This window comes from Dyella nitratireducens, assembly GCF_014642835.1.
GTDB classification, from domain to species: Bacteria; Pseudomonadota; Gammaproteobacteria; order Xanthomonadales; family Rhodanobacteraceae; genus Dyella_B; species Dyella_B nitratireducens.
On record NZ_BMJA01000001.1, the window covers coordinates 1,667,354 to 1,688,481 of the forward strand.

25 protein-coding genes are annotated in these 21,128 nt (G+C 63.0%); 2 read left to right on the forward strand and 23 right to left on the reverse strand.

Going from position 1 to position 21,128, the window contains the following annotated elements; genetic code table 11:
- The first annotated feature begins 198 nt into the window (after positions 1 to 198).
- The gene (fliK, locus tag IEX75_RS07610; protein WP_188793620.1) at positions 199 to 1,329 is read left to right on the forward strand and encodes a flagellar hook-length control protein FliK; all 1,131 of its coding nucleotides are present in this window, start codon (positions 199 to 201) and stop codon (positions 1,327 to 1,329) included.
- On the forward strand, positions 1,326 to 1,598 hold the full coding sequence (locus IEX75_RS07615) for a flagellar biosynthesis protein (RefSeq protein ID WP_188793621.1): 273 nt from the start codon (positions 1,326 to 1,328) through the stop codon (positions 1,596 to 1,598). The genes fliK and IEX75_RS07615 overlap by 4 nt, the downstream gene beginning before the upstream one ends.
- A 45-nt stretch (positions 1,599 to 1,643) precedes the next feature.
- Here IEX75_RS07615 and IEX75_RS07620 read toward each other — a convergent pair whose 3' ends face one another.
- The 23 genes from IEX75_RS07620 to fliJ form a co-directional block, all read right to left on the reverse strand.
- Positions 1,644 to 2,120 (reverse strand): chemotaxis protein CheW, encoded by a 477-nt coding sequence (locus tag IEX75_RS07620; RefSeq protein WP_188793622.1) that lies wholly within the window; start codon positions 2,118 to 2,120, stop codon positions 1,644 to 1,646.
- Between the two features lie 3 nt (positions 2,121 to 2,123).
- Positions 2,124 to 3,203 (reverse strand): flagellar motor protein MotD, encoded by a 1,080-nt coding sequence (motD, locus tag IEX75_RS07625; protein WP_188793623.1) that lies wholly within the window; start codon positions 3,201 to 3,203, stop codon positions 2,124 to 2,126.
- Positions 3,200 to 3,940, reverse strand: a complete 741-nt coding sequence (locus tag IEX75_RS07630) for a flagellar motor protein (protein ID WP_188793624.1) — start codon at positions 3,938 to 3,940, stop codon at positions 3,200 to 3,202. The genes motD and IEX75_RS07630 overlap by 4 nt, the downstream gene beginning before the upstream one ends.
- Before the next feature lie 133 nt (positions 3,941 to 4,073).
- Positions 4,074 to 6,029 carry a chemotaxis protein CheA gene (locus tag IEX75_RS07635; RefSeq protein ID WP_188793625.1) on the reverse strand — a complete coding sequence of 652 codons (1,956 nt, stop codon included), beginning with the start codon at positions 6,027 to 6,029 and terminating at the stop codon, positions 4,074 to 4,076.
- Positions 6,030 to 6,228: 199 nt separating this feature from the next.
- On the reverse strand, positions 6,229 to 6,870 hold the full coding sequence (locus IEX75_RS07640; RefSeq protein ID WP_188793626.1) for a protein phosphatase CheZ: 642 nt from the start codon (positions 6,868 to 6,870) through the stop codon (positions 6,229 to 6,231).
- The gene (gene cheY, locus IEX75_RS07645; protein WP_188793627.1) at positions 6,867 to 7,274 is read right to left on the reverse strand and encodes a chemotaxis response regulator CheY; all 408 of its coding nucleotides are present in this window, start codon (positions 7,272 to 7,274) and stop codon (positions 6,867 to 6,869) included. Before cheY ends, IEX75_RS07640 begins: the two co-directional genes overlap by 4 nt.
- 247 nt (positions 7,275 to 7,521) lie before the next feature.
- The gene (locus IEX75_RS07650) at positions 7,522 to 8,256 is read right to left on the reverse strand and encodes an RNA polymerase sigma factor FliA (protein ID WP_188793628.1); all 735 of its coding nucleotides are present in this window, start codon (positions 8,254 to 8,256) and stop codon (positions 7,522 to 7,524) included.
- A 1-nt stretch (position 8,257) separates the two neighbouring features.
- Positions 8,258 to 9,184 carry a MinD/ParA family ATP-binding protein gene (locus IEX75_RS07655; protein ID WP_229720689.1) on the reverse strand — a complete coding sequence of 309 codons (927 nt, stop codon included), beginning with the start codon at positions 9,182 to 9,184 and terminating at the stop codon, positions 8,258 to 8,260.
- 285 nt (positions 9,185 to 9,469) lie between these two features.
- Positions 9,470 to 10,813, reverse strand: a complete 1,344-nt coding sequence (flhF, locus tag IEX75_RS07660) for a flagellar biosynthesis GTPase FlhF (RefSeq protein ID WP_188793630.1) — start codon at positions 10,811 to 10,813, stop codon at positions 9,470 to 9,472.
- Complete coding sequence (locus tag IEX75_RS07665) at positions 10,810 to 11,064, reverse strand: hypothetical protein (protein WP_188793631.1); 255 nt, start codon at positions 11,062 to 11,064, stop codon at positions 10,810 to 10,812. The genes flhF and IEX75_RS07665 overlap by 4 nt, the downstream gene beginning before the upstream one ends.
- A 34-nt stretch (positions 11,065 to 11,098) precedes the next feature.
- A complete protein-coding gene (gene flhA, locus IEX75_RS07670; RefSeq protein WP_188793632.1) occupies positions 11,099 to 13,189 on the reverse strand; it encodes a flagellar biosynthesis protein FlhA in 2,091 nt (696 codons plus the stop codon).
- Positions 13,190 to 13,210: 21 nt separating this feature from the next.
- A complete protein-coding gene (gene flhB, locus IEX75_RS07675; protein WP_188793633.1) occupies positions 13,211 to 14,347 on the reverse strand; it encodes a flagellar biosynthesis protein FlhB in 1,137 nt (378 codons plus the stop codon).
- A 136-nt stretch (positions 14,348 to 14,483) separates the two neighbouring features.
- Positions 14,484 to 15,251, reverse strand: coding sequence for a flagellar biosynthetic protein FliR (gene fliR / locus IEX75_RS07680; protein ID WP_229720690.1), 768 nt, complete (start codon positions 15,249 to 15,251; stop codon positions 14,484 to 14,486).
- Positions 15,248 to 15,517, reverse strand: coding sequence for a flagellar biosynthesis protein FliQ (gene fliQ / locus IEX75_RS07685; RefSeq protein WP_188793634.1), 270 nt, complete (start codon positions 15,515 to 15,517; stop codon positions 15,248 to 15,250). The genes fliR and fliQ overlap by 4 nt, the downstream gene beginning before the upstream one ends.
- Positions 15,514 to 15,693 carry a hypothetical protein gene (locus IEX75_RS07690; RefSeq protein ID WP_188793635.1) on the reverse strand — a complete coding sequence of 60 codons (180 nt, stop codon included), beginning with the start codon at positions 15,691 to 15,693 and terminating at the stop codon, positions 15,514 to 15,516. The genes fliQ and IEX75_RS07690 overlap by 4 nt, the downstream gene beginning before the upstream one ends.
- Positions 15,690 to 16,472: a flagellar type III secretion system pore protein FliP gene (gene fliP, locus IEX75_RS07695; protein ID WP_188794377.1), complete on the reverse strand. Its 783-nt coding sequence runs from the start codon at positions 16,470 to 16,472 to the stop codon at positions 15,690 to 15,692. The genes IEX75_RS07690 and fliP overlap by 4 nt, the downstream gene beginning before the upstream one ends.
- A 134-nt stretch (positions 16,473 to 16,606) precedes the next feature.
- Positions 16,607 to 16,987 carry a flagellar biosynthetic protein FliO gene (gene fliO, locus IEX75_RS07700; RefSeq protein ID WP_229720692.1) on the reverse strand — a complete coding sequence of 127 codons (381 nt, stop codon included), beginning with the start codon at positions 16,985 to 16,987 and terminating at the stop codon, positions 16,607 to 16,609.
- Positions 16,988 to 16,989: 2 nt separating this feature from the next.
- Entirely contained in the window at positions 16,990 to 17,292 is a 303-nt protein-coding gene (fliN, locus tag IEX75_RS07705) for a flagellar motor switch protein FliN (RefSeq protein WP_229720770.1), read from the reverse strand.
- Positions 17,293 to 17,336: 44 nt separating this feature from the next.
- The gene (fliM, locus tag IEX75_RS07710; protein ID WP_188793638.1) at positions 17,337 to 18,353 is read right to left on the reverse strand and encodes a flagellar motor switch protein FliM; all 1,017 of its coding nucleotides are present in this window, start codon (positions 18,351 to 18,353) and stop codon (positions 17,337 to 17,339) included.
- Positions 18,354 to 18,366: 13 nt separating this feature from the next.
- Complete coding sequence (locus IEX75_RS07715) at positions 18,367 to 18,855, reverse strand: flagellar basal body-associated FliL family protein (RefSeq protein WP_188793639.1); 489 nt, start codon at positions 18,853 to 18,855, stop codon at positions 18,367 to 18,369.
- Between the two features lie 195 nt (positions 18,856 to 19,050).
- Positions 19,051 to 19,257, reverse strand: coding sequence for a hypothetical protein (locus tag IEX75_RS07720; protein WP_188793640.1), 207 nt, complete (start codon positions 19,255 to 19,257; stop codon positions 19,051 to 19,053).
- 12 nt (positions 19,258 to 19,269) lie between these two features.
- Entirely contained in the window at positions 19,270 to 20,556 is a 1,287-nt protein-coding gene (locus tag IEX75_RS07725) for a flagellar hook-length control protein FliK (protein WP_188793641.1), read from the reverse strand.
- 133 nt (positions 20,557 to 20,689) lie between these two features.
- Positions 20,690 to 21,124 carry a flagellar export protein FliJ gene (fliJ, locus tag IEX75_RS07730; protein WP_188793642.1) on the reverse strand — a complete coding sequence of 145 codons (435 nt, stop codon included), beginning with the start codon at positions 21,122 to 21,124 and terminating at the stop codon, positions 20,690 to 20,692.
- Positions 21,125 to 21,128: the final 4 nt, after the last annotated feature.

Genomic DNA, 21,128 nt, shown 5'->3' on the forward strand with positions numbered 1-21,128 from the left:
GGGGTGCAAACCCCAACATTGCGATGTATGCACGCACGGCAGTGTTGGGGTTTGCACCCCAACCTACGAAGCCAAGTCCCGGCGCCGGGACGGCTCTCTCTAAACTCTCCCTAAAGTTTCGCCACGAGGGGCCGATACCTACCTCGAAGGTTCGCGAACAACGTGCCCACCAGCGCGTCGCTGGCCAAGGAGCCAAGCGTGATCATCCAGCCAACCAGCGTTGCCGCACTGACCTGGCTCGGTGCCGCCGCAGGCGCCAGCTCTGAAGGCTGGCGCATTGGCAACGTGTTGTCCGCGCGTCCCCTCGGCGTCAACGAACAGGGGCTGCTGGTGCTGCAGATCGGCGCGCTTACGGTCGAGGCCGAAGCGCCGGGCACCAAGCTGCCACCGCAATTCCAGGTCCGTGTGCTCAGTGTGGGTGCGCAACCGCAGTTGGAAATTCTTGGGGTCGATACCCATCCCGACAGCACCGTCCACCAGGCGCTGCGCGAGCGTCTGCCGCAACAGAACGGTTATGCGCCGCTGCTTGCCACGGTGGGTGCACTGTCGCAGTGGTCCATCGCCAAGCAACTGCCGCCTTACGTGCGTTCGGCCCTCGCATTGCTCGAACACAGCATGAGCACGCCACGCGAACTGGCCACCGCCGATGGCTTGCGCCAGGCGGTGAATCGCAGTGGATTGTTTCTCGAAGCGCAGCTCGCGCAAGCGCCAGCCAGCGATGCCACCACCGCGCACGACGACATGAAAGGCTCGCTGCTGCGCCTGGTCGCCATCCTGAAAGGCCAGGCCATGCTCGGGGAAAGCAGCGACAGCGAAGTCGACCCGCCGTTGCTGTATCGCGGCGTGGTACCGCAAGGGCGTATACCGCTGCCACTGGAATTGGCCAATACCACGGATGCCACCGAACTGTTGCCACGCCTTTACACCGACGTGCAAGCAGCCCTGGCACGTCTGGAAGTGGCGCAGTTGCAAGCCAATCCCAATCATTGGATCGTCGAGATTCCAGTGCAGGATGAGGACGGCGCCGACGTGCTGCAGCTCTCGCTCAAGCACGAGCCGGAAGCCGAACAAGACTGGACCATGGGCTTTTCGCTGGACCTTCCGTCGCTCGGTCCCATCGTCGGCGAACTGCATTTGCGCGGCCTGCGCTTGTCGGTGCGGCTGTGGGCGCAACATCGCGATACGGTGGATCTGCTGGAAAACCAGTTCGAAGACTTGCGCCAGCGTCTCGGCGCCACTGGGTTGTTCCTGGACCAATTGAGCTGCCAGTTCGGCCTGCCGCAAGCCGGCAGCAGCATGAGCGCGGTGTTCCTGAAGGCAACGGTATGAGCACGCCTGCACTGCCCGCGCCGCAACGCAAAGTAGTGCTACGCCTTCCGGGTGCGGCCGAAGGCAACCAGGCGTCGTCCGGCGTTACGACGCATGACGTGGAGAACCTGCTCAAGCATGCGAATGCGCTTGGCTTGCCCGTGCATCACGATCCGCAGATCGCTGCGCTATTGGTGTCACTGCGCATGAGCGCGGATGTACCGCCGTTGTTGTACGCGGCGGCGGCGGCGGTGTTGGCGAGTATCTATGAGATTTCGCGCAAACCCTGAGTCTGCCTTGGCATCATGCCGGCGAAGACTGGAATTCCGTTGCGGTTAAGCGGCTTCCTTGGTGCCGCGTTCCAGCCGGCAAAGCTTCGCCACATCCAGCAACGCCACGAATCCGCCCTGCCAGCCCATCACCGCCTGCACCGGATCATCCACGCGGCCGGAACGCATCGGTGGGAGTTCGATCGCCTCGGGTTTGGGTTGCAGCAACTCGCCTACGGCATCCACACGCACGCCGACGCGATGCGTTTCATGCGTGCAGACCACGATTCGGCTGGAAGCCGAATCCACCGCCGTCGTCGTGTTCAAACCCAGCCGGCGGCGCCCATCCATCACCGGCACGATGTTGCCGCGCAGATGGCAGATGCCGAGCAGATCGCTGGCTGCACCGGGTACCGGCGTGGGGGCGCTGTCGCGGATCACCTCGCTTACGCGGCTCAGCAGTACCGCGTAATGCTGGCCGTCCAATTGGAAGGTCAGCCACGGTTCGCGGGCGATGGCTTCGGGGTTGGGAACGAGGCTCATGCGTTATCCCTTGTTGTCGGGCGTGATTGCATGCGGCGCCTCGGGCGTGGTGATCAGCGACGCAATGGGAGTGATGACTTGCGGCGCGGGCAGCGTGGCCGGCGGTGTAACGACGAGCGGTGCCGTCTGCACGGGAGCGGCCGGTTGCGCGGCAACGGACGGTGCCGGTGAAGCGGGTGCATTCGAATCGTCCGTCGCATCGCCGTTCGTATCGGCCGTCTGATTGATCTGGTCGCTATTGGTATAGAAGCGGCGCGGTGCCGCCTTGTCGCTCAACACCACCACCAGCACGCGGCGGTTCTTGTTGCGGCCATCGATGCTGGTGTTGTCTGCCGCGGGGCGATATTGCCCCCAGCCGACGATGCCCAGCCGCTCCGGATCGACGCCGTGCTCCGCAAACAGACGCGCCACGCTCGCGGCACGCGCTGCGGAAAGCTCCCAGTTGGAAGGATAGACGGCCGTATTGATCGGCATATCGTCGGTATAGCCTTCCACGCGCAAGGGATTGCCGAACGGCGCCAGGATGTCGCCGAGGCTGGTCAGGATCTGCGTGGCCGAAGGCGACAAGGTTGCTACGCCACTGGGAAACAGAATGTCCGTGCGAATCTCGATTTCCAGCCAGTTAGGCGTACGCCGCACCACTACCAGGTTCTTGTCGATCAGCGGCTGCAGTGCGTGCTCCACCTCATTGCGGATGCGCTCGAGGTTCTGCTGCTCTTCGCTGAGCTTGGTCTTGTTCTGGTCGGTCGGCGTGCCTGGCGATGCATTGGGTGCAGCGATGTGCTGCGTAAGCACCGGCAAAAGGATTTGTGCGAGCGGCGTGCGCGGAATCGGCGCCGGTTTGTTGGTCGGCACCGGCGTGCTCGATTGTGGCGAGTTCGGCGTCACCGGCTGGATCACCGCGCGCGAACCGTTGAACGCTGCCGAGATCGCCTGCGCCAGTGCGCGGTATTTGGTGGTGTTGACGCTCGACATCGCATACAGCACCACGAACAACGCCAGCAGCAACGTGAGCAGATCCGCGTACGGAATCACCCAGGCTTCGTGGTTGGCATGCTCTTCGTGCTTGTGCCGGCGTCTCATACGAGATAGCCCTGCAGTTTGCTTTCGATCTGCCGCGGGTTGTCGCCTTCCGCGATCGAGATCAAACCTTCGATCAGGATTTCACGCACCTGCGTCTGCTTGTTGATCAGCGCCTTCAGCCGTGCGCCGATCGGCAGCAACAGCAGGTTGGCCAGGCTGATGCCATAGATGGTGGCAACGAACGCCGCCGCGATGCCGTGGCCAAGCTTGGCCGGATCGGTAAGATCGCGCATCACCGCCATCAGCCCCAGCACCGCGCCGATGATGCCCATGGTCGGCGAATACACACCGCCCTGCTCATACACTTTGGCGGCCTGCAGATCCGCGTGTTCGCGCGTAGCTACTTCCAATTCCAGCGTGGTGCGAATGGCTTCAGGCTCGCTGCCGTCGACCAGCAACTGCAAACCCTTCTTCACCAGCGGATCATCTTCCGCATCGATATGCGGCTCCAGGCCGAGCAAGCCCTGGCGACGCGAGATTTCACTCCAGCCGATCACGCGGCTGATCAAGTCGGACGGATGCAGTTCCGGCGGCTGGTACACCATCTTCAACATGCCCGCCGCGCGCTTGAGCACCTTGCCCTGCGTGTGCAACAGCAAGGCGGAGATGGTGCCGATGAACACGATCACGAACGCCGCCGGATTCCACAGCGCGGAGACGTCGGTGCCCTTGAGGATCGCGCCGACAATCAGCACGACGAAGGCGAGGATGGTGCCGATGATGCTTACGACGTCCATGTTTGTGTCTCGCGGTAAATCTTCAGCCCGTCGCCCCGGCGAACGCCGGGGCCTAGTGTCTTTGTTGCAGCGAAGTCGCTGGGTCCCGGCGTGCGCCGGGACGACGAGTTCAAGGTGTCATTGAAAATTTTCATCACGCCGACACCTTCAGTGAGGGCAACAAGCGCCCGTCGTCCTGCGACAACGCTGCGAGATCCAATACCAAGGCAAGACGTCCGTCGCCGGTAACCGTCGCGCCAGCAACGCCAGGCACGCCTTCAAATAGCGGTCCCAGCGGCTTCACCATCACGTCTTCGCGACCAATGACCTCGTGCACCAAGCAACCGAGGTGCATGTGGCCGACATGCAACACCACCACGTGACGTCCACCCGGACCCGGCACAGCCGCCCAATCACCGAGATCGCCCAGCACCAGCGCACGGCCGCGATGCGCGGCGACGCGGCGGCCGTCGAGCATGTGATCGTGCTGCGGGCTGAGTTCAAATACTTCGCTGACGTTGCCCAGCGGCAGCGCGAACAGGCGATCGCCCACGCGCACCATCAGCACACGCAGAATCGCCAGCGTCAGCGGCACGGTGAGTTCCAGCGTGCTGCCGTGGCCCAGGCGCGAATACACCTGCAGCGTGCCGCCGAGTTCGGCCACGCGGGTCTTCACCACGTCCATGCCGACGCCGCGGCCGGAGATGTCGGAAATCTGCGCGGCGGTGCTGAAGCCAGGGCGGAAAATCAGTTCATAGCATTCGACTTCGGACAGGCGCGCGGCCTGCGTCGCGTCGATGACACCTTTCTCCACCGCCTTGCGGCGGAGCACTTCCGGATCCATGCCACGGCCATCGTCGCTCACGGAAATCACGATGCGTTCGCCGCGCTGGCTGGCCGAGAGCTTCACCTTGCCCTTGCGCGGTTTGCCGGCACGTTCGCGTCCCGCGGGATCTTCCAGGCCATGGTCGACCGCATTGCGCAGCAAGTGAATCAGCGGATCGGCCAGCGCTTCGACCAGGCTGCGGTCGAGGTCGGTCTCTTCGCCTTCGGTAATCAGTTCGATGTCTTTGCCGAGCTGGCGCGCGAGATCGCGCACGATGCGTGGAAAGCGCTGGAACAGCCGACCGACCGGCTGCATGCGCATGCCAAGCACGGCGTTCTGCAGATCGTCGGAGACGCGATCGAGATCGCCGGCCATGGCTGCCAGCGTTTCGTTGTCGCTGCGCGATGCCAGGCTCAGCAAGCGGTTGCGCAACAGCACCAATTCACCGGCACGGCTGACCAGGGTATCCAGGCGCGTCGTGTCGACACGCACCGTGTTTTCGGCTGTCGATGTTTTTGCAGCACCGGCCGGACGTGCCGGTTCCGCTGCAACAGGAGCCGGTACGGGTATAGGCGCAGATGATGGCACCGCCACCGCAGCAGCTTGGCCCGGGGCACTGCCTTTGCCATGCAGATTGTCCAGCAGGGCCTCGAATTCGTCGTCGCTGATTTCTTTCTTTTCCGGCTCAGCCGCTTTCGCCGCACCCGGCGCAGCACCCTTGCCATGCAAGGTATCGAGCAGGCTTTCGAATTCGTCGTCGTTGATGTCGTTGGAAACGTGTTTGGTCGCGCCCGGCGCGCCGCCCTGGCCGTACAACGTGTCGAGCAGGGCTTCGAATTCCGCTTCGATGGGATCGGCGGAACGCACAGGCTTGGCCGGTTCGGCAGCCGCTACGGCGCTTTCTGCGGCGGGCTGCAGCTTTTCGAGCAAGGCCGCAGGCGGCGGCGACATCGCGTCGCCATTCGCCAAGGCGGCCATCATCCCGTTGAGCAGGTCCAGCGCTTCCAGCAACGCATCCATATGCGTCGAGTTGAGCACCAGCCTGCCGTTGCGCGCGTCGTTGAGCAGTTCCTCGGCGCAATGGCACAGCTGCACCATCGGCTCGATACCGAGAAAGCCCGCGCCGCCCTTCACCGTGTGGAAGACGCGGAACACGGCATTGAGCAATTCGCGATCGTGCGGCGAGGCTTCCAGCTCGATCAGCTGTTCACCTAGCCGTTGCACCAATTCCCCAGCCTCGACCAGGAAATCGTCACGCAGCTCGCTGTCGAGGTTAGCGTCCATCAATGTGCATCCTCGCGAACCACAACACGATGCAGGGCTGTGCCCCCTCCCCTGCGCGCAGGGGAGGGCTGGGGTGGGGTTGTCCGAGCTTGCCGTGGAGCATAAACACGCCGCGAGGCTGGGGGCTTCACCCCACCCCGACCCTCCCCTACTGCACGTAGGGGAGGGAGTTGTTCACGGCAAGTCATCTGCAGCATGCTCAGAACCCAAACTCGCTAAGCAGACGATCCACTTCGTCCTGGCTATGCACCTTCGCCACTTCCACCGGCGCTTCGCGTCCGGCCAGCGCACCCGTCAGGCGCACCAGTTCCAGCAGCGACGATTCCACGCTTTCGATAAAGCCCACGACTTTCTTCACGCGCTGGCCGGCCAGGTCTTGCCAGGACTGCACCAGCACCATGTCGTTGAGGCCTTCGCTGCATGCATTGGCGAATACCTGCGCCTGGCGTGCGAGCACCGCGGCCGGATCGCTTTCGCCATTGTTGAAATCGAGCACGGCCTTGGCGTTGCTGGAAAGCGCGTCGGCTTCCGGTCGGATGCGATCGACGAAGTCCAGGCTGCGGTGCGCGGCCTGCGCGCTCATTTCCAGCACTTCGGCCAGATAGTTGCGCGCATCGACCATGCTGTCGGGCACGCCTTCGTTGGCCAGGTCGCTGCCGAGACGGGACACGGCGCCATGCAGGTCGCGCGCCAGCACGCCGAGTGCGCGGAACAGATGCTGTTCGCGCTGGCGCACCATCGTGTCGAGCGCCTGCTCGAACGCAGCGCCGTCCTTGCTGTTGAGCAAATCGATGACTTCGGGCGGAAGACTCTCGTTGACGGGAACGGTCACGGCATTCATGCGGAAGCTCCACTGGCGGCCAGGCGCTCGAAGATCTTGTCCAGCTTTTCCTTGAGCGTGTTCGCCGTAAAAGGTTTGACGATGTAGCCGTTCACGCCGGCCTGGGCGGCGGCGATGATCTGCTCGCGGTTGTTCTCGGCGGTGACCATCAATACCGGCAAGCCTTTCAGCTTGGGCTCGGCGCGGATCGCCTGCAGCAGCTCGATGCCGGTCATGTTCGGCATGTTCCAGTCGGTCACGACCATGTCGAAGCTGTTGGCCTTGAGCATCGCCATGGCGTTATGGCCGTCGTCGGCTTCCTGGATGAGCGGGTTGCTGAAACCCAGTTCGACCAGCAGGTTGCGAACGATTCGCCGCATGGTGGAAAAATCGTCCACCACCAGAATTTTCATGTTCTTGTCCAAACACGTTCTCCAGAGGCTTTGAAAACGAGGGGGAATTGAGAAACGAGTGAGGTGCGAACCGTCGGTGTTTCTTCTGTCCTTCGGAAGAAGGTCTCGCGGGGTTTTCGGTCAGCCAAGCCAGGACGCGCTGCCAAACCGTGTTTGCCCGGAAGCCCTCTTCCGAAGAAAGAGGCATGCACCCGCCGGTTGCGGAATGCGTGTGTTGAGGATCTGAAACTCGTTGCCTGCTCCTTCTCGTTCGTTGTTGCTAACCGCGCCAGTCGCCCATGCGTGCACGCAGCCGCACCAGTGCCTGGCCGTGGATCTGGCACACGCGCGATTCCGTCACGCCGAGCACCATGCCGATTTCTTTCAGGTTCATCTCCTGCTCGTAGTACAGGGACATCACCAGTTGTTCGCGTTCCGGCAGCGTGCCGATCGCCTCGGCCAGCGCTTCGCTCAGGTTCTCCTGCTCGAAGCTGTCCTGCGGCCCCAGGCTGTCGTGATCGACCACATCCAGCGCGCCGGCCTCGCCGCCTTCGCCGTCATCCGGCGCCGTCAGGCTCAGCAACCGCGCGCTGGTCGCGTCGGTCAGCACCTGGTGATACTCCTCGGCAGTCATGCCGAGCCGCTTCATCACCTCGGCGGTATCCGCATCGGCACCGGTTTCGTTTTCGATCTGGCGCGTCACTTCCGCGACTTCGCGCACCTTGCGATGCACCGAACGCGGGGTCCAATCGGTGCGCCGGAGTTCGTCCAGCATCGCGCCACGGATGCGGATGCCCGCATACGTTTCGAAGCTGGCCGCGCGATCGGTCGTAAAGTTTCGCGCCGCCTCCAGCAAGCCGATCATCCCCGCCTGCATCAAATCTCCTACGTCAACGCTCGGCGGCAGGCGGCCCATCAAGTGGTAGGCGATGCGCCGCACGAGCGGCGCATGCTTGCGCACCAGTTGGTCCGCGTCCTCGCGTTGCAGCTGCAGATATCCCGAAGCCACATTCATGTCACCACCCCGCAGCCGGCAGGCCCTGCCCGCTGAAAAAGGCAATTCGGCCAAGGTCCGGGTACGCGGGTTTTCCCCATGTATCGACCGCACCTGCCAATTGCTTGAATCCCACCGCTGCGCGGCTGGAAGGCCACAGGTCGACCACCGCGCCCTGGCGCCGGATCGCCTGCCGCAACCATTCGTCGTGCGGCACCATGCCCATGTAGTCGAGCGCTACGTCGAGAAAGCGCCCGCAGACACGCGCGAGTTTTTCGAACAGTTTCTTGGCGTCGCCGGCCTGGCGGACCATGTTGGCGACGATGTGGAAGCGCCGCACGCCGAACTCGTGGGCGAGAATCTTGATCAACGCATACGCATCGGTGAGCGAAGCAAGTTCATCGCACACCACGATCAACACATCATCGGAAGCAGCGGCGAACATGGCGACGTTGTCGGCCACGCCCGCCGCGGTATCCACCACCAGAAATTCCGGCGGCTGCCGCAACTCATCGAACGCGCGGATCACGGCAGCGTGTTCACCGTTGCCCATCTTGGCCAGGCGGCGCACGCCCGAACCGCCCGGCACCACTTTCAAACCATGCTGCGCTGGCATGACCAGGTCCTGCAGCGTGCACAGGCCTTCCAGCATGTGCCCCATGTGGCGGATCGGGCTGAGGCCGAGCTGTACGTCGACGTTGGCCACGCCCATGTCGGCATCCAGCAGCATCACGTCGCGACCTGCCATGGCCATGGCCATCGCCAGATTGACGGCGACCGTGGTCTTGCCCACGCCGCCCTTGCCGCCCGCTACCGCGATGGTGCGGGTGATGCGCGAGCGAGGCACGACCGGCCGCAGACTTGCCGCCTGGTGGAACACGTCGAGTTCTTCCTGCTGGCTGGTGCGAGCGGCGGAGAACAGATTGTGCAAGCCGGCTGCTTGATTCACTTCCAAAGCCTCGTTCGTAGTTGAGCCTGTCTCACCGCTCCGCGTAGCCCGCGTTGCGTCTGAGCGGTCGTCAGGTGGTAGTGCGTGGCGCAGCGCCAGACTGGTTGTCTGGTCAAGCCGCGCGCTGCCGCATGGCGGCCGCTCAGACGCAACCCGAAGGGCCAGGTCTGTATGCACGCCATTCGGCGTCCTCGTTCGGTTACGTATCGACATACGCGCCCTCTCTCCTCCTTGACTGGCGTGCATACAGACCTGGCGCGGGCCACGCGGAGCGGTGAGACAGGCTCATAGTCCTGCCACCGCCATGCCGAAACGCTCGGCCATGTCGAGGTCATCGCCCCCGAAACCGAGCTTGCGCTGCTGCTGCGCGGCGCGGCACACCAGCACGCGCGCGTCGGCGGCGCTGATGTCTTCGGGAACGCGCTGACCATCGGTGGTGCAGTCCAACGGAATGCGGTGACGGATCAATACGGAAAGCAAACCACCCAGGCTCGGTGCTTCGTCGAGCTTGGTGGCGATACAGACGCTGGGTTTCAGTGGCAGGTAGGCGCGCACCGAATCGTCCAGCGCGGACGCCTGCGCATTCGCGGCCAGCACCAGGCCGGCGCGCAAACTGGCGGCGCCATGTGCGGTGGCTTCGCGCAGCACGTCCATCTGTTGCTGCAGGCGTGGATCGTTGCCGCCGACGCCGGCGGTGTCGACCAGTACGGTGTGGTGATCGCGCAGCAAGTGCAGCGTCTGCGCCAGACCGACGGCATCGTAAGCGGGGTACACACGTACACCGAGCAGACGGCCGTAATGTTCAAGCTGCGCAGCGGCGCCGATGCGGTAGTGATCGGTGCTGACCAGCGCGACCTTATTGGGGCCGTGATGCATCACCGCACACGCGGCAAGCTTGGCAATGGTGGTGGTCTTGCCCACGCCGGTCGGGCCGACCAGCGCGGTGACACCACACACATCGGCAAGGCCACGGCCGCTGACTTTCAGGCTACGGCTGAGCAAACCCAGCGGCAGGTAGCGCGCCTGGTCGGCGTTGATTTCTTCCGGCAATTCATCGATCAGTTGGCGTGCGACGTCGGTATCGATACCGAGGCGCGACATGTCGCGCAACACGCGGGCGCGCATCGGGCTGCGGCGCTCCATGTCGTTCCACGCAAGGCTGGAAAGCTGCTGTTCGAGCAACTGGCGCAAGCCACCGAGTTCGGTGCGCATGCGCGCGGTTTCCAGCGCATGCTGTTCGATCATCGGCTGCAGTGCGGCCAGCTCGGTGGTGGGCAAAGGCATCGGCGGGGGAGGAGGCGGCGGCGGGATGGCGGCGCGCGTTTCCTTGGCCGGCTCCTTCGATGCTTCCCTGGCGATTTCTTTGAGACGTTCTTTCGGCGTTTCTTTCACCGCTTCCTTTACCGGCGGCTTGCTCGGTGCAGGCGCGGGTGCTGGAGCTGCTGTCGGCGGCGTGTTGACGCGTACCGCTTCGCGCATCAGCGCTTCGTCGTAGTCGACGGCAGCGATGATTTCGATGCCTTCTTCGAGACGGCGCGTGGAAAGGATCACGGCATCGGCACCTTGCTCCGTGCGTACGTCGCGCATCGCCTGGCGCATATCGGGGGCGAGGAAGCGTTTGATCTTCACGCTGGCATCTCCGCGCTATGTGAGTACGCGCAAATACCTAATCTTGCGTCGTCGTCATTCCGGCGAAAGCCGGAATCCAGTGCAAGCACGATGTGCGCAGCACTCAACAAAAAAAATGTCGTGTCCTTCGGACGCATGTTCGACTGGATTCCGGCTTTCGCCGGAATGACGGTGAGGCAAGAACGTACTTGCTCGTTTCCTTGCTGGCGTCCAGCAAAGAAAGAAAGCAAAGCTCGCAGCTTCAATGTCATCGCTTGCCTCACCATCTCACCCCTCTCCCATCTCTCAACGTCCAATCGCCTGCACCAATCGCACACGGCGGTTGTCCGGAACTTCGTTGTAGGCCAACACATGCAGGTTCTGAGCCACGTGGCGCGTGAAGCGCGAGAGCCACGGACGCAGTTGCGGTTGCACCAACATCACCGCGGGTTCGCCGTTCGCCTCCTGCCGCCGCGCCGCTTCAGCGACGCTTTGCTGCAGGCGATCGGCAAGCCCAGGCTCTACGGCTGCGCCAGCTGCACCGCTGCTCGAGAGTGATCCGAGCAAGATCTGTTCCAACTCCGGGGCGAGCGTCAATACCGGGATTTCTGTGCCCAAACCTGCGATCTCCTGCACAATTTGACGGCCAAGTGCGACACGCACATACGCCGTCAAAGCGCCAGGATCCTGACTTTGGCCGGCGTGCTCCGCCAAAGACTCGACAATGGTGCGCATATTGCGCACCGGCACCCGCTCGGCCAGCAGGTTTTGCAGCACTTTCACCACCACGCCCAGCGAAAGGCGCTTGGGTACCAGGTCTTCCACCAGCTTGGGCGCGGTCTGCGCCAGGCGGTCCAAGAGCTGCTGCGCGTCCTGGTGGCTGAGCAGCTCATGCGCGTGGTTCTGCAGGATGTGCGAGAGGTGCGTGGCGATCACCGTGGCCGGATCGACCACCGTGTAACCCAGCGCCTGCGCATGGTCGCGCTGGTTGTTGTCGATCCACACCGCTTCCAGCCCGAATGCCGGATCGCGCGTGGGAACGCCTTGCAGCGTGCCATGCACGCGGCCGGGATTGATGGCCAGATGGCGCTCGGTATACACCTCCGCCTCGCCCATCGGCACACCCATCAGCGAGACGCGGTAGGTATTGGGGCCCAGGTCCAGGTTGTCGCGGATATGCACGGCCGCGACGAGGAAACCCAATTCCTGCGAAAGCTTGCGCCGCACTGATTTGATGCGCGACATCAGCTCGCCGCCCTGGTTCTTGTCCACCAGCGGAATCAGTCGATAGCCCACTTCCAGGCCGACCGGGTCGACGCTGGCGACGTCTTCCCAGCCCAACTCCAGGCGCTCGGTAGCAGCCGGCGCGGGCAAGGCTTCGGTGGCCGCCTTGGCCAGGCGTTCCTTGGTTTCTTTCTCGCGCTTGACCATCAGCCACGCCGCGCCGCCGCACACGGCGCCCAGCATCAGGAAGGCGAGGTTCGGCATGCCGGGGATCAGGCCCATCGTGCCCAGCACCACACCGGCCACGGCCAGCGCGCGCGGCTGCGCGAACACCTGGCCGACCACCTGCTTGCCCATGTCGTGCGATTTGGATACGCGCGTGACGATCACCGCGGTAGCGATCGACAGCATCAGCGCCGGCACCTGCGCGACCAGGCCGTCGCCGATGGTCAGCAATGTGTACGTACGCGCTGCTTCGCCTGCGGAAAGGCCATGCTGCAACATGCCGACGAAAAAACCGCCGACGATGTTGATGAAGAGGATCAGGATGCCGGCGGTCGCGTCACCGCGCACGAATTTGGATGCACCATCCATCGAGCCGTAGAAATCCGCTTCCTCGCGCACTTCCTGGCGACGCTCGCGCGCCTGTTCCTGTGTAAGCAAGCCGGCATTGAGGTCGGCGTCGATCGCCATCTGCTTGCCGGGCATCGAATCCAAGGTGAAGCGCGCGGTCACTTCCGACACGCGTGTCGCGCCCTTGGTGACCACCACAAAGTTGATGATGGTGAGGATGGCGAACACCACCAGGCCGACCGCGAAATTGCCGCCGATCACGAACTCGCCGAACGCCTCGATCACCTTGCCCGCCGCACCGGCACCATCGTGGCCGTGCAACAGGATCACGCGGCTGGACGCGATATTGAGCGCCAGACGCAACAACGTGCCCAGCAGCACCACGGTGGGAAACGCCGCGAATTCCAGCGGACGCATCACGTACACCACCGCCAGCAGGATCACCAGCGACAACGCGATGTTGAAGCTGAAAAGAATATCCAGCACGAACGGCGGCAGCGGCAGCATCAGCATCGCCAGCATGGCGAGCATCACGATCGGCGCGGCGGCGCCACGGCGGCTGACCTGCTTGAAAGTGTCGAGAACGCTTGCGGTTGCCATGCGTGTCGCCTTGAGTATGGGTTACTGCCGGTAACGGCCTTGCAACTCCGGATCGATATCCGGGTGCGGCACATCGGGAATCGGGCCGCCGCGTTCGGTGGCCTGCTTGAGCTGGTAGACGTAGGCGAGAATCTGCGCGACCGCGACGTACAGCGCGGACGGAATCTCGTGACCGATTTCGGTGGTGGCGTACAGCGCACGCGCCAGCGGCGGCGCCTCCACCAGTGGAATGCGATGCGCGTCGGCCACCAGGCGAATCTGCATGGCGAGCACGTCCAGGCCCTTGGCGACCACACGTGGCGCGCGCATGCGCGCATCGTCGTAACGCAGGGCGACGGCAAAGTGCGTGGGGTTCACCACCACCACGTCGGCCTTGGGCACGTCCTGGATCATGCGGCGGCGCGCGATCTGCTGCTGCATCTGACGGATGCGGCCCTTCAGGTGCGGATCACCCTCGCTTTCCTTGTGCTCGTCCTTCAGCTCCTGCTTGGACATGCGATGCTTGCGGTCGTAATCGAAACGCTGCCACATCGCGTCGAGGCCGCCGATCACGCCGAGCAGCACGGCGAACAACAGCGCCGCATGCGCCACCAGCGACAGCGCATGCGCTACGCCCGCGCCAATCGCTTCATGGCCGGTTGCCATCACAGCGCTTTCGTCGTGACGCAGCAGCGCGACCAAGGCAACGCCGATAAAGGCGACTTTCAACAGCGACTTGGCCAGTTCGATCAGGCCGTTGAGCGAGACCAGCCGTCCCAATCCGGAGATCGGATCAAGCCGCTGGAAGTTCGGCACCAGCGCTTGCGAGCTGAAACTCAAGCCGCCGATCAACACGGACGAACCTACCGCGGAGATCAGCGTTGCAGCGAACACCGGCATCAGCACACCCAGCATGTCGCCCAGTGCCGCGTGCAGTGCGCGCGACATCAATTCATCGCTGAACAAGGCATCGCGCGAATAATCCAGACCCAGCGCGTAGATGTGCTGCATCCGCGCATACATGCTGGAGCCATACGAAAGCAGGATGCTCGCACCCGCCAACACCACCATGGCGCCGGAGAGATCGCGCGAGCGGGGAATATCGCCTTTTTCACGGGCTTCCTGAAGGCGTTTGTCTGACGCTCGTTCGGTGCGGTCTTCATTTTCGGTCTCGGCCATGGCCTAGCCCTCCAGCGCCATGGCGCAACTGCGACACGTAGGTTGGGGTGCAAACCCCAACATCGCCATGTTTGTAGCGCGCGCCATGTTGGGGTTTGCACCCCAACCTACGATATGTCGGCACGGGTGTGGCATATCAAAGCCCCGCCAGATGCCGCATCACATCCCAACCCGCGGACTGCAGCGCCGAATACGCGCCGGCCATGCCGCGCATGGCCAGCCACAAAGCGATGAAGCCCATGCAGATGCTGATCGGAAAACCTACCGCGAAGAGATTCATCGCGGGCGATGCACGGCTGGTCGCAGCAAAACCGATATTCACCAGCAGCAGCGCCGTCATCGCCGGCAAGGCCACGCGCAACGCGCCGGAAAACAGATCGCCGCCGGCCATCACCAGCACCCACAACGATTGGGTATCCATACCAGTCACGCCAGGTGGCAGGCTACGGAAACTATCGGCGAGCAGCTCGATCACTTGCAGATGTCCATCCATCGCCAGGAACAGCATGCTCACCATCACCATGTAGAACTGCCCCAGCACCGGCGCACTGGTGTTGCTCATCGGGCTGATCAATTCGGCGAAGCCCAGGCCCATGCTCTGGCCGATCAGAACACCGCCATACGAAACCGCCTGAAAAACCAGCTGCAGGACGAAGCCGATGCCGGCGCCGATCAGCATCTGCATAGCCATCGTCGCCACACCGGATGCACTGAGCAGATCCATTTGCGTCGGCGCCAACGGCGCCAGCACCAGCGTGAGCACGATGATGAGCGCGGCGCGAATGCGCGCCGGCATCACCGTGGCATTGAAGACCGGTGCCGCCATGCAGAAGCCGCCCACGCGACCCAGTGCCCAGAACATGCCGGACAACCAATGGATCAGCGCGGCCAGCTCGATCGTCACTTGATCGCCTCCGGCAGCCCCACAATGATGTCGTGCGTGAACTGCACCAGCGTGCGCAGCATCCACGGCCCGGCGATCAACCCCACCGCCGCCATCGCCAACAGCTTCGGAATGAAGCTGAGCGTCATTTCATGGATCTGCGTGGCGGCCTGGATCACGCCGACGAGCAGGCCGACCAGCAACGCAGTAAGCAGTAAAGGCGCGGCAACGAGCATGCCGATGTAGAGCGCATGCTGGCCGAAGTGAATGACCCACTCGGGCGTCATGCTACGTACTCCACCGGGATATTTCCGCTCGTCATTCCGGCGAACGCCGGAATCCAGTTAAATACGTCGTGCGAAGCACTCAAAACCAGTGATGTGTGCTGCGCACGCGTACCGGACTGGATTCCGGCGTTCGCCGGAATGACGATGAGGCAAGTGAACGCATTGCAGGATTTCATGTGTAGAAACTCCCCGCCAGGGTGCCTACAAGCAACGACCAGCCATCCACCATCACGAACAACATGATCTTGAACGGCAGCGAGATGATCGACGGCGACACCATCGCCATGCCCATCGACATCAACACGCTCGCCACCACCACGTCGATCACCAGGAAGGGAATGAACAGCAGAAAGCCCATCTGGAACGCGGTCTTCAATTCACTGGTGACGAAGGCCGGCATGGCCACGCGGAACGGTACGTCGTCCTTGCTGGCATAAGGCTGTTCCTTGGCCAGGCGCGTGAACAGCTGCAGGTCCGCGTCGCGCGTCTGATCCAGCATGAAATGCTTGAACGGCGCGGCGGCAGCGGGAATTGCATCCTCCGCGCTGATCTTGTGATCCATATAAGGCTTTACACCATCCTCGTAGGCGCGGTTGAGCACCGGCGACATCACGAAGAAGGTCAAGAACAACGCCAGCCCGAGCAGCACCTGGTTTGGCGGCGTGGATTGGGTGGACAGTGCCTGGCGCAGAAAACTCAGCACGATGATGATGCGCGTGAACGAGGTCATCATCAGCAGCACGGCGGGCAGCAGGGTGAGCACCGTCATCAGTGCTACCACTTGCAACGACAGGCTCCAGTTCTGGCCGCCGCCGGCATTCTGCACCGTCAGCACGGGGATGCCGGCTGATTGCGAGATCGGTGCAATGGGTGCGATCGGCGCAACCGCCGTTGTCGACGTGGTCGTTGCGGCATGCACTCCGCATGAAACCAGTGCAAACAGCAGCGTCAGCATCAAACCGACCAGGATTTTCCCTATCCCGTCGCCCCGGCGAACGCCGGGGCCCAGCGTCTTTGCTCCGGAAAAGTCACTGGGCCCCGGCGTTCGCCGGGGCGACGGTGCATGGAACTTATCGAACGCGGCACTATTCATGACTTACGCCCCAACCGGCCCAACAACTCCGCAAAGGGCGGCAGCGGTGCAGGCGCCGGCGCGGCTTCCATCGGCGCCGTGCCTTCGTACACATGCAGTGTGCGAATACCTCCGGCACCCACGCCCACCAGCAGGCGTTTGCCATCGGCTTCGATCAGCATCACGCGTTCGCGCGTGCTGATCGGCATCGTCTCGATGCAACGTAGGCGGCGTCCGCCGCCGATCTGCCGCGATTGCAGGCGGCGCGTGAGCCAGCCTGCCGCGAAGATCAGTGCCACGATCGCGCCCAGGCTCAACATCACGCGGATCAATTCGCCGGTCACGTTGATATCGGGCACGCTCGCCACCGGCGCGCGCGCCAATAGGTGCGATGCCATGTTCATCTCAGTTTGCGCACCCGTTCGGCAGGGCTGATCACGTCGGTCAGGCGGATGCCGAACTTCTCGTTGATCACGACCACTTCGCCATGCGCCACCAGGGTGCCGTTGACGAATACGTCCAGCGGCTCACCCGCCGCGCGATCCAGTTCCACCACCGAGCCCTGGTTGAGCTGCAGCAGGTTGCGAATGCTGATGCGCGTGCGGCCCACTTCCATCGCCAACGTCACCGGCACATCCAGGATCATGTCCAGGCTGACGTCGGACTTGTCGCCACCCGCGCCATTCAGCGCATCGAACTCCATGCGCTGTTCGCCGTTCTGGCCCTGTGCGGTATCGAAATTCTGGCTCATGCGATTTTTTCCGGAGCAAAGTCGAAATTGGGAATCGGCGCGCGGCGCCCCGCCGCGGTCTTGTAGCGAACGGCGTAGCGGCCATTGGTCTGGCCGTATTCGCCACGAAAAATCGGTACGTCTTCCGCAAACACGGTCGTGACGTCAGGCAGGCTGATCGGAATCACGTCGCCGATGCGCAGGCTGAGGAATTCGCCGATGCTGACCTCGGTTTCCAGCAGCAGCGAAGTGAGCTCGACCTCGGCATCCATCACTTCATCGTGCAGGCAATGGATCCAGCGTTCGTCGCGTTCACCCATGCGGTCGCTCTGCACGCCGGCATCGAGCATGGTGCGGATCGGCTCCACCATCGCGTAAGGCAAGGTGAGATGCACTTCGCCGCCACCGCCATCGAGTTCCACATGAAAGCGCGACACCACTACCGTTTCGGTGGGGCTGACGATATTGGCGAACTGCGGATTGATTTCCGAATTGATGAATTCGAACTGCACCTGCATCGCCGGTGCCCACGCCTCGGTCATCGCAACGAAGACCTCGGCGAGCAGAATCTGGATGACGCGGTTTTCGGTCGGCGTGAAATCGCGGCCTTCGATGCGCGCGTGATAACGCCCGTCGCCGCCAAAGAAATTGTCGATCACGGTGAACACCAGCCGCGGCTCCATCACCGCCAGGGCGGTGCCACGCAGCGGCTTCACCTTGATCAGGTTGAGATTGCTCGGCACGTTCAAGCCGTGCACGTATTCGCTGAACTTCTGCATCTTCACGCCGAGCACCGACACCTCGCAGGTCTTGCGCAGCACGCCGAACAGCTGGGTGCGGAAGAAGCGCGCGAAACGGTCGTTGATCATTTCCAGCGTGGGCAGGCGGCCACGCACGATGCGGTCCTGCTGGGTGAAGTCGAAATCCAGCACCGTGCCCGCCGGCGGCGGCATGTCGCTTTCGGTTTCGATCTGGCCACCGTCGACGCCGTTGAGCAGGGCGTCGATTTCTTCTTGGGTAAGCAGGTCGCTCATCGGCGCAGTCCCCTTACTGCATCACGAAACTGGTGAAATAAATGGCGTCCACATCCGGCTTGCCGATCTTGTCGGCCACGATCTTGCGCACGGCATCCAGCGCCTCGGCCTGCAGCTTTTTCTTGCCGTTGATGTCGCTCAGCCCCACGTAGGTCTGGCTGCTGAACAACATCACCAGCGCATTGCGGATGACCGGATCGCTGTCCTTCATGGCCTGCACGGCAGCCGGATCATGCGTCATCACGGTCACACCGACCTGCAGATAACGCGTGGCGTCCTGATCCTGGAAATTCACCACGAAGGCGGGATCCAGCGGCAGGAACAATTCTGGCGCCTTGGGCGGCGTGACCGCGGCTTGCGCGCCGTGACCACGCGTGTACAGGTATCCGCCACCGCCGAGCAGCAGCAGCGCCGCGATGCCGGCAAACATCATCCCGCGACCGCCTTTCTTCTTCGGCGGCGCGACAGAGACTTCATCTTCCATATCTTCGGCGTTAGCCATGAACAACCCCATTCCATACAAGACGTGATGCCGCGCTTCGAAAGCGAAGCGGGCTTGGCTACAGGGGTTTTAGCAAGCGGCGTGCCACGGTTTAAAAGCGCGTAGTGGCGCGGTTTGTGGGATTTGTGAAGACGCGGGACGGCGTTTTATTGACGCGTGTCGGGATGTAGTCGGTGGCGCGGAGTGGTGATTTCGTCAGTGCGCGCGAAGGTCGAATTTGATGCGCTCGCGGTAATCCTTTACGGCCGCCATTCCGGCAAGAATCAAAATTCGCGCTAATGCTGTTTCAGAGCGAATCGTCATTCCGGCGAAGGCCGGAATCCATGGCAAGTACAGCGCATGGATTCCGGCCTTCGCCGGAATGACGTCGAGGCAAGACTGATTTTTCGCGGCGAACGACACTTCGCCTACAGCTCAGGCGAACGCGTCAACCAAACCGATGGCAACACGCGCAGCCGTCGCAATCGGCGTATCCGCAACATCGTCGCCGGCGTTACCCGTTGCTTGCGCCTGCTGCCCCTGCTGTCCCGCAAACTGCTGCTGCCCATGCTGCCCCACGGTAGCGTGCCCGAGCGACAAACCCTGCCCGCCCAGCATCTGGTGGAGCTGGCCAAGGCTCTGTTGCACGGCTGCGGTGGTATCCGGATGTTGCGTCACGAAGCTCACGTCCACGCGGCCGTGTTCCACGCTGACTTTCACATCGAGCGGACCGAGGTTCTGCGGGTTGAGGCGAATCTGCGCCTGCTTCACATCCTGGCCGCTAAGCCAGGTGATCTGCTGGCCGAGCTCCTTGGCGAAACCGGAAGAACCGACGGGAGCATTTGCCGTCAAGCTGTGCGTACCGGTCGTGCCTGAGGGTAATGCCGGTGCAGTGGCCGTGAGATTGCCGAGCGCGGTGATATCGGCGGTGCTGCCAGGCGACGTATTGTCCGCGGTGAAGGCCGTGGCTGCTGGAAGCGCAGCATGACCGGCCGAGGCCAAACTGCCGGCGAGGGCTTGCGTGTTGTCGGTGATGCCTTGCGTCACGCTGCTGGTATCTGCAGACCCATTCGTTCCCGACGCGCTTGAGTCACTGGCTGAAAGACCATCGTCGCCCCTGAGATCCAGCGACGATTTGGACGATGAGCCGCTGGCGATGCCGCCGACTAGCGCATTGCCGGCTTGCGATGCATTCGTGTTCGATCCGGTCGTTGTCGCCACCGGCGCGATGGCAGGCAGCGGCATCGGCACGATGCCTGCGGTGACGGATGATTGCGCATCGGTCGCTTGTCGCTTCGTGCCGGTGGATGGTTTGGCGGTACCGTCGGCAGCCGGCTTGGCATCGCCGTGTGTGTCACTGGTCGCATGATCGATCAGGCTGAGCACGGCACTGGCCAGCGTACCGACGCCACCAGTGAGATCGATGCCGGGGCCGTTGTCGTTCGCCGCATTCTTCTGCGTGTCATTGGCATCGGCGCCCGGCTTGCTGGTGTTGTCCGATGCGCTGCTGGCTTGCGTGCTGGTGTTCTGCGCGTCGTTGCCGTTCTGCCCTTGATCATTGTTTTGCGAGTCAGCCTGGCTGGCGTCCTGCGACGCCTGCTGCGCGGACCGCAGATGCGAGTTGAAGCTCGTATCGCTGTGCTGGTTACGGTTGGCCGTCGACGGCGCCGGCTGCGCGGGTGTCGGGGTAACCGGAAGGGCGGGTAACGGACTGGCACTCATACTCGGATGCTCGTCGTAGAAATAAGCATGAAACAGGCAAGAAACAGGCCAGCGTAGGTGGGTGTGCAAACCCCAACGTCGGGCGTTTCGCAGACATGGCGATGTTGGGGTTTGCACCCCAACCTACACGGCGTCACGGCGGACCCGCCCGGCGGCCGCGGTGCTGCATCCGCTCATCCACTTCCGCCTGCTCCAGCCGCTGCTCACGCTGGTTTTCCTGCTTGCGCAGACGTTCCACCACGTTATCGAGGGCGTTCTCGCGCGCATGCGCCTGCAGCCAGCGTTCGCGCGCGCCGTCGAGTTGGCGTTGCAGGCGTTCGATCAACTTGCCCTGCTGCACGATGGCCTGGTCGATGCGGTCGACGAATTGTTGACGGTTGAGCAGTGCACTCACCGTCAGCCCACCGTCGCCGAGGCTGTAATCGCGCCGGTAGCGTTGCAGCTCTTCCAGCTGTTGCTCGGCCTGAGCAAGTTTCTGCTGCTGATCGGCCAGACGCTGCAGCGCATCTTTCTGGCGGCGCTGGGCCTGGTCCACGGCGGGTTGCAGTCGATCCGAACGCGATGGCATGGCT